Genomic DNA, 15,024 nt, shown 5'->3' on the forward strand with positions numbered 1-15,024 from the left:
GCGGGGAAATATTATGCCCTTTGCAGAAATAGCAGCATAACCGCAGTTCGTAATCTGCACCATACTCTAGGGTAAAAAACGCCTTTTATCGATTTTTCATGCATATTCTATCTATGTAATACGCCACTAATGGCACAAACGGCGACAAATATCTGGCAAAGGAGGGCAAAAAGCAGAATATCTTATGGCGAGTAGGGGATTATGTTAGGTAAATAGGGGATTATGTTAGGTAAATAGAGGATCATGACTGGTAAGTAAAGGGCTATGACAAGTAAATAGAGGGTTATGAAAAATAAATAGAAGAAATAGCCGCGTGCCGCTGATATCTGCGGCACACACTCTTTAATTCAGGCAACATCACCCAACCACGTACTCTCATTCCCCCCATTATTGGGGATATAAATTAATGAATGATGGGGTAAGAGGTGGCGGTTAGCGGTACTTCCTCTTCGTCATTGTTGCCAATAAACAACAAATCATTGGCCCGTGCTTCCATAATAATCATTGAAATTTGCTCTTCACATTGCTGCATGAAGTAACCAAATTGCTCAATTGTGACGCCAACTTCCACCACCAAGGACTGGCAGACAATCAGTTTTGGTAGATTATCATCCTGAATATCGATAAACGCTTTGACCGTCAGTGAGCTGGCATTAATTTGGCTAAGATCAGCGACCAAGGGGATCAACGCGGTTGGCCTAACTTCAGCCAGTGCCGAAAACAAGATAATGTTATCAACCAGATCGATTTTGGCATCAAACACACCCTCAAAATTTTGCATGTGCGGCAAATGGAGCGCCTGACAGGAGTCACACTCAAAAAAGGAAATACCGAGCTGATCCAGCCAACGCCGTAATAAGGCTAAATCAGGGACGATGAGTGAATCCATAACAACCTACCTCACGATGCTCATAATACGAAAAGTGGCATAGCTTACGGAATATTGGCCGATAGCGCTATGATCAATCCCGACTAATTTGATGTCTGGACCGTCCTTCGACTTAGATATTCTCAATGTGCTTATAAAATCTTAGTGATTATCCTGACCCGATTTTTTACTTTTCGCAGCCAGTTTTTCCTCTGACACCTTCTGTGGCGTCGATATTCTGTCAGCACTGCCCAATAATGGACCAAAACCGCTGGCTAAACGCCAGACAATACACACTGCCGCCGGGATCATCAGGCCGATCCCCACAAAAATCATCATAATGGCAGCAGTGGGTGTCCCCATTTCCCCTGGCAATGACAAATAATTATTGATGCTTAAATAAGCAACAACCAATAACAGCAACCCCAGTACTTCTGAAATGATCACAATCCGGGGCATATTTCCTAACGAGCGCATCTTTTCCTCCGACAGGCTCTGCATGAGCATTTATACCTAAAATAATTCGAGTTGCAGGAAGGCGGCAAGTGAGATATCCCAATGAGCTTACTCATTTAACAATCAACGGCCAGTAAGTGATTCGGATTATTGAACGTAGCCAACGTACATGCAGCTTGAAGTATGACGGGTATATCCAGTGTATTGAATCCATACAGCTTGTAACAGCACCAAGAAGCAAATAGGTAAAATTAATCAAACTAACAGGTAATACCTGCTTTTTTTTCACTGCACCAACGGGCATAGTAGACCACAGTAAAAATGAGTAATACGCCAAATGTCATTTAACAGTTGAATATATCAGCAACTGTTGACGAAGTGATTATCTCAATTTAATAAAGGAGTTTTGCATGTTTGCTGTGATTTTTGGACGTCCTGAGTGCCCTTACTGTGTCCGTGCCAAAGAGTTGGCTGAGAAACTGGCATCTGAGCGTGACGATTTTAAATTCCGTTATATCGACATTCATGCCGAAGGCATTTCCAAAGCCGATCTGGAAAAGACCGTTGGTAAACCGGTTGAAACCGTGCCACAAATCTTTATTGATGAGAAACACATTGGCGGCTGTACTGATTTCGAAGCCTACGCCAAAGAACATTTGAGCCTGTACAAGTAATCTGGCAGGCAACTTGGCGGTGACCGCACTTATCCGATAAGGGTGTCCAAGACACCCTTTCTTTATTGCTGGTATTTCGCTCGGTGATAACCAAATAGTTAAAAAAATATAACACTCACTCATCTTCAGTAGATAAAACCATCATCTATTTCTATTCTAGTGATCTCATCTGGCAATACTAAACTTTCTGCTTACTACTGGCTGTCTTGCAACAGACCGACTAGAATAAGCCCCGCTATCATCTGTCTGTTTCTCCCATGTCTGTTTCTCTCGCATAGCGATTCGCGGGTTGAATTTAGGAAGAGGTGTCGTTCTCTCTGGTTATGGAAGAACGGATGCATAGTGAATCATTCAAATTTAACGATCCTGGGCTTAATAAAAAGTCATACTTTGTGAATATAAACATCCTGTGAATATAAACGTCGCAAATTTGTTAAACGGCAACTATATCTTGCTGTTATTCGTAGTCTTAGCGCTGGGGTTATGCTTAGGTAAGCTGCGCCTTGGTTCTATCCAATTAGGTAATGCTATTGGTGTACTGGTGGTATCACTATTGCTAGGGCAACAGCATTTCGCCATCAATACTGAGGCGCTAAATCTGGGCTTCATGTTGTTTATTTTTTGTGTCGGTGTTGAAGCCGGTCCTAACTTCTTTTCTATCTTCTTCCGTGATGGCAAAAATTACCTAATGCTCGCCTTGGTCATGGTGGGCAGCGCGATGATGTTAGCATTGGGGCTTGGCAAATTGTTTGGTTGGGATATCGGTCTGACCGCCGGGATGCTGGCAGGGTCAATGACTTCAACCCCCGTTTTGGTCGGAGCCGGTGATACGCTACGCCATACCATTACCAATAACACGTCACTACAACAAGCACAGGATAATTTGAGCCTCGGCTATGCCCTGACTTATCTTATAGGACTGGTTAGCCTAATTTTAGGCGCGCGCTATTTACCTAAGCTTCAGCATCAGGATTTACCGACCAGCGCCCAACAAATTGCCCGCGAACGAGGCCTGGACACCGATAGCCAGCGTAAAGTGTATTTACCTGTCATCCGTGCTTATCGTGTAGGCCCGGAACTGGTTGCCTGGGCAGATGGTAAAAATTTGCGTGAATTAGGGATTTACCGCCAAACCGGTTGCTATATCGAGCGTATCCGCCGTAACGGTATTCTAGCGAATCCAGATGGTGACGCCGTGCTACAAGTCGGCGATGAAATCTCGTTGGTGGGTTACCCAGATGCCCATTCTCGCCTTGACCCCAGTTTTCGCAATGGTAAAGAAGTTTTCGACCGTGATCTGTTGGATATGCGTATCGTCACCGAAGAGATCGTGGTCAAAAATAGCAATGCCGTCGGTAAACGCCTCAGCCATTTAAAACTCACCGACCACGGTTGCTTCCTTAACCGGGTCATTCGCAGCCAAATTGAAATGCCCATTGATGATAACGTGGTGTTGAATAAAGGCGATGTGCTGCAAGTCAGTGGTGATGCCCGGCGAGTAAAAAGTGTGGCAGAAAAAATTGGCTTTATCTCTATTCATAGTCAGGTCACTGACCTTCTGGCCTTCTGCTCATTCTTTATTCTTGGGTTAATGATCGGCCTGATTACTTTCCAGTTCAGCAATTTCAGTTTCGGCATTGGTAATGCCGCAGGGCTGTTATTGGCGGGGATCATGCTGGGATTTTTACGTGCCAACCACCCTACTTTTGGCTATATCCCGCAAGGCGCCTTGAATATGGTGAAAGAGTTCGGGTTAATGGTCTTTATGGCAGGTGTCGGGTTAAGTGCTGGCGGCGGCATTAATAGCAGTCTGGGTGCCGTCGGTGGGCAAATGTTGATTTCCGGTTTGATAGTCAGTTTGGTTCCGGTGGTGATCTGCTTTGTCTTTGGTGCTTATGTTCTACGTATGAACCGTGCGCTGCTTTTTGGTGCCATTATGGGGGCCAGAACCTGTGCACCCGCCATGGACATCATCAGTGATACCGCGCGCAGCAATATTCCCGCATTAGGCTACGCGGGGACTTACGCTATCGCCAACGTATTACTGACCTTGGCTGGCTCGTTGATTGTCATTCTCTGGCCAGGGATATTAGGTTAGATAAAAGAGGCCCAAGGCAAATCTAAATACTATTTTATACTTTTTTCATTTCCCCCGAACTTTCTTATCAGACGGGGGTCTGAATTAGTGCCACTGCTTTTCTTTGATGTCCCCATATTGAGGAGCCCGGTAGTCCCGCCTTCTTAGGTTCAAGACTAACCGGGTTTTTTCTTGCCTGAAATTCAAGATTTTCACATTTATCACTATTATTCCCCATTTTTCCCAGACGTTACCCCCTCCCCCTTAAGTCTTTCTTAAGACAAAATTATTACAGTACATATATTCGCTATTTCTACTTCAGGTCACTCCGTGAAGATCAGCAAAACTGCCCGACAAGCCAGCATCAGTCCGTCAACATTAAATAATAGCTCAACAACACCAACAATTAAGACAATCTCCCTTTACTCGTTGCCTTTATCCTTCTATTTTTGGCAAGTTTTTGGGCTGTTACTGGTTGGCCTACTCTTTTTAGCGTTGTCACGTAATGAACAACTGGATTGGCTTATCAGTAACTATTGGTTCGATCCCGTCGGGCGGAATTTTCCTTGGGAACACAATAAATGGCTCGATTTACTGAATCACCGGCTGCTCAAAATGACCCTAATCACTGCCGCTATTGCTGCACTACTGTGGGGGATTTATCGCCGAAATGGGCGTTTAATGACCATCGCCCTGTTATTTGGCATCGGCCCATTGGTGATCGGCATTTTGAAAGCCACCAGCGCGCACTCCTGTCCTTGGGATCTGGTGGCGTATGGCGGTAACGCGCTCAATTATGTACTGATGGATACCCCCCCCACAGGGTACTGGCCCTGGTCACTGTTTTCCTGGTGGTCATGCTTCCAGCGGTTTTGCGGTCATGGCACTGTTTTTCTTGTTTTACCCCGAACGCCCACGGTTGGCGATGCTGTGTTGGTTCGCCGGTATTGGACTGGGTATGTTGATGGGTTTCGGTCAAATAATGCGCGGGGCGCATTTTCTTACTCATAACTTGTGGGCGGGTTGGTGGGTATGGTTCAGTCAGTTGGCTGTATTTTGGATGGTTAGCGGCTATTACCAGCGCATTAAAGGTACTGAATAATGGAACAAATGAATTATTTTTTCTTCTCCATGATAAACGCAACGCCAGCATCATCACCATGGATGATTTCTTTTGCGACTTTCATCGCACGTGACCTGATTATGCTCATCCCCATTTTACTGGTAGGGCTGTGGCTATGGGGGCCAAAAGATACCATGGACATGCAGCGTACTGTGGTGACGAAAGCGGCTATCGCTCTCGCTTTTTCCATGCTTTCTGCCACCTGTATAGGGATGCTCATTCCTCATGATCGGCCCTTTGTCGATGGCTTTGGTTATGTCTTCATGAGCCATGCGCCGGACAGTTCCTTTCCCAGTGACCACGGTACCGCTATTTTCACTTTTGCACTGGCCTTCCTTTTTTGGCACCACCTTTGGTCCGGTGTCAGCCTGATGTTTATCGCCATTGCAATTGCCTGGTCACGTATCTATCTGGGCGTTCATTGGCCATTCGACATGCTGGGCGCGTTCCTGTTAGGTATTGTTGGCTGCTTGTTCGCACAACTGGTTTGGAACTTATTTGGGGAAATTATTGCCGGTACCACAAAGCGTCTCTATCACGTGAGTTTTGCCCTACCAATCAGTAAAGGATGGGTAAGAGACTAACCCATTCACGGTATTTGTTTCACACTTGCCGGTTAGTATGTAACCGGCAATCTCTCCATAAGCCCATTTATCCCTCCAAATCCTGATTAAGTGACCCCAAAAAAGCTACTGAAACCTTTCCATCAGGTTTCTCATCTGCCTTTGGCTATAAATGTAATTTAAATAACAAAAACCATAAATATTACGGTAAAAACCGCCTTTTAGTTCATCATAATGTTATAATTATTACAATTACCAATAAGCTAAAGGATCTCATCATGACTATCAATTACGCTAATTATATTGATCACACTCTACTGGCGATGGATGCCACCGAAGCGCAAATCATTAAGCTGTGTGAAGAAGCTAAGCAACATCATTTCTATGCTGTATGTGTTAACTCTGGATACGTTCCTGTTGTCGCCCAGCAATTAGCGGGTAACTCAGTCAAAGTATGCTCAGTCATTGGTTTCCCATTGGGGGCTGGTCTGACCGCAGCAAAAGCTTTTGAAGCTCAAGCCGCAATCAATGCAGGTGCGCAAGAAATTGATATGGTTATCAATGTTGGCTGGCTGAAAAGTGGAAAAATTGCCGAAGTCAAAGCGGATATTAAGGCCGTTCGGGATAATTGCGCCGCTACACCGTTGAAGGTAATATTAGAAACTTGCCTGCTCAGCGATGAACAAATTGTACAAGTTTGCGAAATGTGTCGTGAACTTGGCGTTGCTTTTGTTAAAACATCAACCGGTTTTAGTACCGGTGGCGCTAAAGAAGAACACGTCAAATTGATGCGTGCAACTGTTGGCCCGGTTATGGGGGTTAAAGCCTCAGGTGCTGTTCGTGACAGAGCAACTGCAGAAACGATGATCCAGGCAGGTGCTACGCGGATCGGCACCAGTTCTGGAGTCGCCATTGTTTCAGGTCAACAAGCGGCCACATCAGATTACTAGAATGTGCTGACCGTGATTGAGAAGTATATCAAGGGTGCACCTTGGGGTGCTCCGGTGGCTTACGCCACGACGATCCCAACGGCACACGTCCCTTTCATTTGACTTTGTCAGCAGTCTGAGCCCGGGATTATGGACTGCACCTTAATCAGTTGGGCGTCCAACTTTTGGGGTGCAGTCCAATTACCGGGCTTATTTATTGCCGTACTCTTTATATAATAAGTTGAATTACAACATATAACCTTGGGAACCGCTGATGGAAACTCGTCGCGCAGAACGAATCAATAAACTTATTCAGGCCCTTAAGCGTTCCGACAAAATCCATTTGAAAGATGCTGCCAATCTGTTGCGTGTGTCTGAAATGACCATTCGGCGGGATCTCAGTGCCGACCCCACGGCCGTCATTTTGCTGGGGGGTTACGTGGTGATGGACCCCAAGAGTAACAATGCCAACAACTATTTTGTTTCTGATCAACAAGCTAAACAGGTAGAAGAAAAACGTCGTATCGGCCAGTTAGCTGCACAACTGATTATTGAAAATGATACCGTTTTTTTCGACTGTGGGACGACTATCCCCTGGATTATTGATGAGATAGATGAAGAGCTGGCATTTACTGCCATCTGTTACTCTCTCAATACCTTTATTTCCTTACAAGATAAGCCTAACTGCAAAGTGATCCTGTGCGGTGGGGAGTTCAAACCCAATAACTGCATTTTCACCCCACTCAGCCAGCAGAGCGAGCTGGATAATATTTGCCCAAGTAAAGCCTTTATCTCAGCCGCCGGTGTTTCCATTGAGTACGGTGCAACTTGTTTTAACTTTGATGAAATCTTGCTGAAGCACCGTGCTATGGCTAAGTCGCAATATAAAATACTGGTGGCAGATCACAGTAAGTTTGGCCAGATTAAACCAGCAAGTATCGGTACTTTGGCGCAATTTGATGCTCTGGTGACGGACCGCCCCCCACTAGCTGAGTTCAGCCAGTTCTTTTCCCAACACAGTGTAAAAATCTACTGTTAACCCCGCTCTTTCACCATGATGCGTGTAATGCGCATCTACTGCTCTTGACGGTAACCTCTCCTTCACTTTCGACACATTTGTCGCCAGCATCTTGGGTTGATAGCAAAATGCTCAGATCACCGATGATAAGTGAATAAATCAAAGAGCTATATTTTCCGATAATCCATAGATTATTTTTATATAGAATCTACTAACACCTATAACCATATATTTAATATGGGTTAAAGGTTTTATTCTCCTTAATAAAATTAAAACAGGGTTTTAGTGATTAATTAACATCCAATAATAAAAAAATTAAAACTCATTTCTCTAACATTTTAGGTTTATTTAACACATTCCAGTAAAAAATAGCCCCTACTTTTGTATGACAAGTTATCTGTAATAATAATTCATATGACAAATAAAACGTATAATTCTCTCTTCTGCTAGCTCACTTATTCCCACTCGTTATAAAACTTACATTTAGCCCACTGTATTTTTGTTTATATTTCCGGCCAATTCGAGCATCACACCTAATCTTCTTCAGACAAAAACAAAACATAAAATAGCTTTAAATCAACTAGTTAAAAAACAACCATTATGTTTTTTTTAAAAATATATCAATAAAATAAAAAAATACTATATTTTCTCTAGATCAAACCTCTTAATTAAAATATATTTTCACGCGTGAGATACAAGTTAAGTAAAAAGGCTATCTCTTTTTATGCCTCTTACCTATACAGCTATAAACATTTTTGTAACAAAAAGCCGTAAATGCTCAATAAACAACCTATTGCGACTTTATCAATCAACTGGGATCATGATCACGGTAGTTTAAACTACAAATCGTTATCTTGCCGCCATCAAAAACCAAGGCAGACACTAAAACGACATAAATATCAGATAAAAAGACACCAACCGCTAAGATAGGTTATTTTTTAAACTTTTTGTTTTAAGCATATCGTTCGACTACAACACCAAAGTAATAAACCAGGGCACCATTTTAAACGAATCGGTTTGACTGAATTTTCACCTGATGATGCCATTCAATAATGCATTACGGGTCCCTAATTTTCGGTTATTAATTTTAAATTAACGTGTTCACGATGGAGATTTTTATGGACACTACGCAAACAAGCACTCTTGCCTCTGCAAGCAAAATCTCACCAAGTACATGGCGCAAAAGTGACACCATGTGGATGCTGGGTCTGTATGGTACGGCGATTGGCGCAGGTGTACTCTTTTTACCAATCAACGCCGGTATCGGTGGACTACTACCACTGATTGTTATGGCTATCATTGCTTTCCCAATGACCTACTACGCTCACCGTGGCCTGTGCCGCTTCGTGTTATCGGGTAAGAATCCGGGTGAAGATATTACTGAGGTGGTTGAAGAACATTTCGGTGTAGGCGCAGGTAAACTGATTACCCTGCTTTACTTCTTCGCTATCTACCCCATTCTATTGGTGTACAGCGTAGCAATTACCAATACCGTTGATAGCTTCATTACACATCAGATGCACCTGCCATCACCACCGCGCGCCATTTTGTCCCTGATTCTGATTGTGGGCCTGATGGCTATTGTGCGCTTTGGTGAGCAAACTATCGTCAAGGCCATGAGCATCTTGGTATTCCCGTTTGTTGCCGTATTGATGATGTTGGCGATATACCTGATCCCAAACTGGTCAGGTGCAATATTTGAAAACGTATCAATGGACGGTAACGGCACGGGTAGCGGCCTGTGGATGACAATGTGGCTAATCATTCCCGTCATGGTGTTCTCTTTCAACCACTCTCCTATCATCTCCGCCTTTGCTGTAGCAAAGCGTGAAGAGTACGGTGTGGATGCGGAGAAAAAATGTTCACGCATTTTGAGTTTTGCCCACATTATGATGGTCATCACCGTCATATTCTTCGTCTTCAGCTGCGTACTGAGCCTGTCTCCTGCGGATTTGATGGATGCAAAAAACCAAAACATCTCCATTTTGTCTTATCTGGCAAACCACTTTAATACGCCAGTAATTGCCTATATGGCACCGGTTATTGCCTTTATTGCCATCACTAAATCATTCTTGGGCCACTATCTGGGTGCCCGTGAAGGTTTCAACGGTATGGTCATTAAATCTCTACGTAGCAGAGGCAAAACCATTGAGCAGAACAAGCTGAACCGCATTACTGCGTTGTTCATGTTAGTCACCACGTGGGCTGTCGCGACCTTAAACCCAAGTATCTTGGGGATGATCGAAACGTTGGGTGGCCCTATCATCGCGATGCTGCTGTTCCTTATGCCGATGTATGCCATTCATAAAGTCCCGGCCATGCGTAAATACAGTGGCCAGATCAGTAACGTATTCGTGGTACTCATGGGCTTGATCGCCATCTCTGGGATCTTATTCAACTTAATTAACTTGTTTGATTAATAGATTGTTTGATTAATAGATTGTTTGATCAACCGCTCCAGGCTGGCCACTTCCACGGCCAGCCTGTCATTCTCTTCTATTTTTTCATTGATATACCCGTCGCCCTTCAAGATGCAGAGGTGTTAGCAGCCCTTGATCACCCAGTTACTTAGTTATCTAAGCTTCTAAGGTCTTGCTCGGTTGCCGCCTACCTGCATCTCGAAGTAACTTGGGTATATTGCGGTGAATAGTGTCAAAAAAATGGCGTACACTGACCATTTAGCACTGCGCCTAACCGGTAAGCCACGCGTTTTTTTAGATAAAAATATTGAGGTGATATAGAAAACCGGGACAGAGATATCAAAAATGCAGTGGAGCATTTCGTGGAGATCAAGCAGTGAAGGTCGTTGCCTGTAGCAGGCCCTAAGAAGTACCCTGGAAAGCGCGATAGTCACATCGCGCTTTCTATTGGTTAATATTGGTTAATATTGGTTAATATTGGCTCATATAGACTAAGTTAGCCGAATATCCCACCAAACCATTGGCTAAATTTCATCATAACGTAATCCCAGAAACGGCTAAAGATGCCCCCCTCTTTGACCTCGTTCAGTACAACTAGTGGACGCTGTTCAATGGTTTTGCCATTGAGTTGAAAATCGATGGTTCCAACCACTTGATGTTTTGCTAGCGGCGCACGTAGCTCGGTTTGGTTCAGGGTATAGCTGGCTTTCAGATTTTTCATCTGCCCTTTAGGAATGGTGATCGCAGCATCCTCCGCCACCCCAAGCTCAACCTGGCTATTATCGCCAAGCCAGACTTTCTCTGTCACAAATGGCTTCGTTGACTTAATTGGCACCACGGTTTCATAGAAGCGGAAACCCCAAGTCAGCAATTTTTCACTTTCACTAAAACGCACTCTGTCACTTGGTGCCCCCAGTACCACGGAGATCAAGCGCATCGGCCCATCTGTCGCCGATGCCACAAGATTATACCCCGCCCCGGAGGTATAACCGGTTTTCATCCCATCAACGTTTAGACTGCTGTTCCATAACAGCCGGTTACGGTTGGTTTGGCGAATTTTATTAAAGGTAAATTCTTTCTCTTTATGCAGCGCATATTCTTCCGGCACATCGCGGATCAATGCCTGCCCCAACACCGCCATATCACGAGCAGTACTGTACTGCCCCGGTGAATCCAGGCCGTGTACCGTCATAAAGTGAGTATTATTCAGGCCAAGTGCTTTAGCGTAGTTATTCATCAGGCCAACAAAACTGTCCTGACTGCCAGCAACATAGTCAGCCAATGCAATACTGGCATCATTACCTGATTGGATCACAATGCCTTTGTTGAGATCAGACACTTTCACCTGATCGCCCGGCTTCAAAAACATCAGCGACGAGCCACGCAGAGCCGGGTTACCGGTCGCCCAAGCGTCTTTCCCCACAGTGACCAGATCATCAGGCTGTATTTTGCCCGCTTTAATAGACTGCCCGATCACATAGCTGGACATGATTTTTGTCAAACTGGCCGGATCAAGGCGCAGATCAGGATTGCCTTCCGCCAGCACTTTTCCGCTATTAAAATCCATCAGCACATAAGCTTTGGCATCAATCTGGGGAGCGGCAGGGTCATCGACTGCATAAGCAGTAGGTAGAGCCAGGAGCAGTAAGCCCGCACTGAACGTAAAATTTTTAATCTTGAAAGGGAGGATATATTTCATCATGAGGTCGCCAGAGTATCCTTGCAAATAATCGGAAATTAGTGGTATTCCCAGAGCTCGCCACTGTCCAATTAGCGAAAAATAACGTCTTTCCACTGATACTAAAGTATTCGCTTAACCATACTTCAGTACCTTTTCTAAATTTATCCCATTGTCGGCACAATTGGGCATAGTTTTACGTTTTGTTTTGTAAAGATCCTGATTTAAAGCGATTTTGATGATAATGCGGCTTTCTCTCTCCTTGGCTAAGCGCTCAGTAAGCTAAGCACTAAAAAGTCTAAAAAACAATAATTCATATTCCAAAAAGAAATACATACTTTGTTTGTCATCGAAAAATCTGCTGCTTTCTATATTGACCGCTTCAATCTATATTGACCGTTTCAATGGCCCAACAAAATCGCTCAATTCAATAACCCAACAGGTACGTTCAAAACATATCAATAAAAGAGAGGTGTGAGGTAACGAACGGAGAATATAGGGCAAAGAATGTAGAGTGAAGAGTGAAGAGTGAAAATATGGAGCGAATAGTATCAGCGCCGGTGTGCCAGTGACCTCACCCACCTATCGCCAAGGCTTTGTATCCCTTGAACCAAAATCACCAGTATCACTAATGTTGCGACCATCACTTCATTATTAAAGCGCTGATAACCATAGCGAATGGCTAAATCGCCCAACCCACCACCACCGATCACGCCAGCCATGGATGAGAAACCCACCAGCATCACTACCGTTAATGTTATACCCGCCAATAATGCAGGTAACGCTTCTGGCAACAACACTTTTTGTATAACATGGCGGGCGGAGCCACCCATGGATAAAATGGCTTCTACACGCCCTTTATCGACTTCGTCCAATGCCGCCTCAACGACCCGCGCAAAGAAGGGGATCGCCCCTAACGTGATAGGAACAATGGCCGCAGTACTGCCCAGCGTGGTACCGATAATCCAGCGGGTGATGGGGATCAAGGCGATGAGTAACACCACAAAAGGCATTGAATGCCCCACATTGACCAGTGCACCGATCACGGTATTCAGCCGTGGTGCCGGTAGCACCCCAGCAGGCCGCGAGACAAACAGCAAAACCCCCAATGGCAAACCAATCAATACGGTGAAAAAGGTCGCAATCATCACCATATAAATCGTTTCTCCGCTGGCATTAGCGACCAATACCAGTAATTCCTGCCAACTCATGCCATTTTTCATATCAGCTCTGCCCTCACACCGCGATCATTCAAAAACTGTAACACTTCGGCTAAATTCAACCCGCCCTCTGGGCGGCTGAAATCAACTTGCAAGCGCCCAACCCGCTGACCACCAATAAACTCCACGCCGCCGCCTAATAATGTCACCCCCACCGCATGTTGTTGCGCCAACGCACTGAGCACGGGTGAAGCCGCCAGCGTGTCAAAGAACGTCAATTCTGCTCTCGGCGTGGCAGATACTGAGAGCGGGCCACAGGTCGGCAATAATGAACGCCCTAAGCGAGAAAGTGGATCGGCCAATAAATCAGCAATAGTCCCAGTTTCAACCACCCGCCCTTTCTCCAGTAAGGCTGCGTTATCACAAATGGATTTCACCACATCTAGCTCGTGGGTAATCAGCACAATGGTTAACCCCAGTTGGCGGTTAATATCGCTAAGCAGAGCCAATATCGAGGCCGTTGTTTCTGGATCCAACGCGCTGGTTGCTTCATCTGATAACAGATATGACGGCTTAGCCGCCAGTGCTCTGGCGATACCTACCCGCTGTTTTTGCCCACCGGATAATTGCGAGGGAAAAGCATAGGCTTTGTCATTTAAACCAACGACATCCAACAATTCCGCAATCCGCTGCTGACGTTGTGCCTTAGGCATACCAATAATTTCCAGCCCCACCGCAATGTTGTCCCAAACGTTACGGGAGTGCAGTAAGTGGAAATTCTGGAAGATCATGCCAATATTCTGCCGTTGCAGGCGTAATTCGCGATCAGACAGCGTGGTTAACTCGCGCCCATCCACTTGAATTCGGCCCGAGGTGGGACGTTCCAGCTGATTCAAACAGCGGATTAAGGTGCTTTTCCCCGCCCCGCTGCGGCCAACAATACCGAACACCGAGCGGGTTGGGATCTCAAGCGAGACCTCTTCCAAGGCCACCATCGGCCCCTCCCCTTGTGGATAGATTTTACTCAGCCGTTCGATACTAATCATGATTTGGTTCCTGCCACCGGGATAACGGAGCCAGCATATTTTTCAGTAATAAATTTTGCCACTTCCGGCGATTGCAAATCTTTTGCCAGTTGCTTGATTCGCGGATCATTTTCCAACGTAGGGGGGGTCACCAAAATATTGGCGTAAGGATTACCTTCGGCTTTCTCCAGCCCTAATGCATCAATTGCCGGGTTCAACCCTGCTTCCAGAGCATAGTTGCCATTAATTACCGCTAAATCAACATCATCTAGTGAACGAGGGATTTGTGGTGATTCAATTTCCAAGATTTTCAGGTGCTTGGGGTTCTCCGCGATATCTTTCGGTGTCGCCTGCTGTTTGGCTGGGTCAGTAAAACCCGGTTTTAAGGTGATCAGCCCCTGCTCTTGCAGTAAATAGAGCGCACGACTGAGGTTAGTGACGTTATTCGGTACCGCGATACTGCCTTTATCCGGCACCTCGGCAACGTTTTTATATTTGTGTGAATAAATGCCGAGCGGCTCAATATGAACGGTGGCAGCAACCACAAATTTTTGCCCTAATGCCTGCTCTTGTGAGCGTAAATAAGGGACATGCTGAAAATAATTAGCATCAATATCGCCATGGGCCAGCAATTCATTGGAATTCACCCCGTTGGGGATTTCGATAATAATCAAATTCAGTGAAGGGTCCAGCTTTTGTACAAATTGCAGAATTTCAGCATGGGGCACAGGGTCAGCAGCTACCCGCAATGCCTCAGCCGCTTGGGCTGATAAGCTGAAATAAGAGGCGAATGCAACGAATAATGCAGTACGAACCAAGCCAGAAACAGGTGTTTTAGTCATCGTGATTGCCCCCTAAAATAAGATTCTATAATTGTCATTGGTGTTACCGCTTCACGTCAGTGATTCGGGTAAATGCGCGCAGCTAACCCCCCTATGACCTCAAGGATAAAGGGCATGCCCAACGTTATTGGAGCGGTAGGCAGGCAGCCAGCAAACGAATCCCGATGAGCTGACTCACGTCAGTGATTCGG

12 protein-coding genes and 1 pseudogene are annotated in these 15,024 nt (G+C 45.2%); 7 read left to right on the plus strand and 6 right to left on the minus strand.

Going from position 1 to position 15,024, the window contains the following annotated elements; genetic code table 11:
- Positions 1-403 precede the first annotated feature (403 nt).
- Entirely contained in the window at positions 404-889 is a 486-nt protein-coding gene (locus tag AC971_RS00565; RefSeq protein WP_025383259.1) for a YbjN domain-containing protein, read from the minus strand.
- 141 nt (positions 890-1,030) lie between these two features.
- Positions 1,031-1,345 carry a YbjC family protein gene (locus AC971_RS00570; RefSeq protein ID WP_025383258.1) on the minus strand — a complete coding sequence of 105 codons (315 nt, stop codon included), beginning with the start codon at positions 1,343-1,345 and terminating at the stop codon, positions 1,031-1,033.
- 389 nt (positions 1,346-1,734) lie between these two features.
- Between AC971_RS00570 and AC971_RS00575 the strand changes: the two genes are divergently transcribed.
- The 7 genes and pseudogenes from AC971_RS00575 to AC971_RS00605 all read left to right on the plus strand — a co-directional run bounded on the left by AC971_RS00575 (position 1,735) and on the right by AC971_RS00605 (position 10,128).
- Entirely contained in the window at positions 1,735-1,998 is a 264-nt protein-coding gene (locus AC971_RS00575; protein ID WP_025383257.1) for a GrxA family glutaredoxin, read from the plus strand.
- Positions 1,999-2,407: 409 nt separating this feature from the next.
- Positions 2,408-4,096, plus strand: a complete 1,689-nt coding sequence (locus AC971_RS00580) for an aspartate:alanine antiporter (RefSeq protein ID WP_025383256.1) — start codon at positions 2,408-2,410, stop codon at positions 4,094-4,096.
- 408 nt (positions 4,097-4,504) lie between these two features.
- Positions 4,505-5,177: pseudogene (locus tag AC971_RS00585) on the plus strand (phosphatase PAP2 family protein).
- A complete protein-coding gene (gene ybjG, locus AC971_RS00590) occupies positions 5,177-5,782 on the plus strand; it encodes an undecaprenyl-diphosphate phosphatase (RefSeq protein ID WP_025383255.1) in 606 nt (201 codons plus the stop codon). Before AC971_RS00585 ends, ybjG begins: the two are co-directional and overlap by 1 nt.
- Positions 5,783-6,039: 257 nt before the next feature.
- Positions 6,040-6,711 (plus strand): deoxyribose-phosphate aldolase, encoded by a 672-nt coding sequence (deoC, locus tag AC971_RS00595; protein WP_025383254.1) that lies wholly within the window; start codon positions 6,040-6,042, stop codon positions 6,709-6,711.
- A 253-nt stretch (positions 6,712-6,964) separates the two neighbouring features.
- The gene (gene deoR, locus AC971_RS00600; RefSeq protein WP_025383253.1) at positions 6,965-7,729 is read left to right on the plus strand and encodes a DNA-binding transcriptional repressor DeoR; all 765 of its coding nucleotides are present in this window, start codon (positions 6,965-6,967) and stop codon (positions 7,727-7,729) included.
- 1,097 nt (positions 7,730-8,826) lie between these two features.
- Positions 8,827-10,128, plus strand: a complete 1,302-nt coding sequence (locus tag AC971_RS00605) for an HAAAP family serine/threonine permease (protein WP_025383252.1) — start codon at positions 8,827-8,829, stop codon at positions 10,126-10,128.
- A 496-nt stretch (positions 10,129-10,624) separates the two neighbouring features.
- On the opposite strand, the gene AC971_RS00610 is transcribed toward AC971_RS00605, so the two are convergent.
- The 4 genes from AC971_RS00610 to AC971_RS00625 all read right to left on the minus strand — a co-directional run bounded on the left by AC971_RS00610 (position 10,625) and on the right by AC971_RS00625 (position 14,833).
- Complete coding sequence (locus AC971_RS00610; protein ID WP_025383251.1) at positions 10,625-11,830, minus strand: serine hydrolase; 1,206 nt, start codon at positions 11,828-11,830, stop codon at positions 10,625-10,627.
- A gap of 527 nt (positions 11,831-12,357) precedes the next feature.
- Positions 12,358-13,029 (minus strand): methionine ABC transporter permease, encoded by a 672-nt coding sequence (locus AC971_RS00615; RefSeq protein ID WP_025383250.1) that lies wholly within the window; start codon positions 13,027-13,029, stop codon positions 12,358-12,360.
- Complete coding sequence (locus AC971_RS00620; protein ID WP_025383249.1) at positions 13,026-14,012, minus strand: methionine ABC transporter ATP-binding protein; 987 nt, start codon at positions 14,010-14,012, stop codon at positions 13,026-13,028. The genes AC971_RS00615 and AC971_RS00620 overlap by 4 nt, the downstream gene beginning before the upstream one ends.
- Positions 14,009-14,833 carry a MetQ/NlpA family ABC transporter substrate-binding protein gene (locus tag AC971_RS00625; protein WP_025383248.1) on the minus strand — a complete coding sequence of 275 codons (825 nt, stop codon included), beginning with the start codon at positions 14,831-14,833 and terminating at the stop codon, positions 14,009-14,011. The genes AC971_RS00620 and AC971_RS00625 overlap by 4 nt, the downstream gene beginning before the upstream one ends.
- Between the last annotated feature and the right edge of the window lie 191 nt (positions 14,834-15,024).

Origin of the sequence: Yersinia similis (genome assembly GCF_001053095.1) — a bacterium.
In the GTDB taxonomy this organism is placed as follows: Bacteria; Pseudomonadota; Gammaproteobacteria; order Enterobacterales; family Enterobacteriaceae; genus Yersinia; species Yersinia similis.

Bases quoted from the DNA above. Each gene is read 5' to 3' on its own strand.
- AC971_RS00565 (WP_025383259.1), bottom strand. From the start codon at position 889: ATGGATTCACTCATCGTCCCTGATTTAGCCTTATTACGGCGTTGGCTG.
- AC971_RS00605 (WP_025383252.1), top strand. From the start codon at position 8,827: ATGGACACTACGCAAACAAGCACTCTTGCCTCTGCAAGCAAAATCTCA.
- deoC (WP_025383254.1), top strand. From the start codon at position 6,040: ATGACTATCAATTACGCTAATTATATTGATCACACTCTACTGGCGATG.
- AC971_RS00610 (WP_025383251.1), bottom strand. From the start codon at position 11,830: ATGATGAAATATATCCTCCCTTTCAAGATTAAAAATTTTACGTTCAGT.
- AC971_RS00615 (WP_025383250.1), bottom strand. From the start codon at position 13,029: ATGAAAAATGGCATGAGTTGGCAGGAATTACTGGTATTGGTCGCTAAT.
- AC971_RS00570 (WP_025383258.1), bottom strand. From the start codon at position 1,345: ATGCGCTCGTTAGGAAATATGCCCCGGATTGTGATCATTTCAGAAGTA.
- ybjG (WP_025383255.1), top strand. From the start codon at position 5,177: ATGGAACAAATGAATTATTTTTTCTTCTCCATGATAAACGCAACGCCA.
- AC971_RS00575 (WP_025383257.1), top strand. From the start codon at position 1,735: ATGTTTGCTGTGATTTTTGGACGTCCTGAGTGCCCTTACTGTGTCCGT.
- deoR (WP_025383253.1), top strand. From the start codon at position 6,965: ATGGAAACTCGTCGCGCAGAACGAATCAATAAACTTATTCAGGCCCTT.
- AC971_RS00620 (WP_025383249.1), bottom strand. From the start codon at position 14,012: ATGATTAGTATCGAACGGCTGAGTAAAATCTATCCACAAGGGGAGGGG.
- AC971_RS00625 (WP_025383248.1), bottom strand. From the start codon at position 14,833: ATGACTAAAACACCTGTTTCTGGCTTGGTTCGTACTGCATTATTCGTT.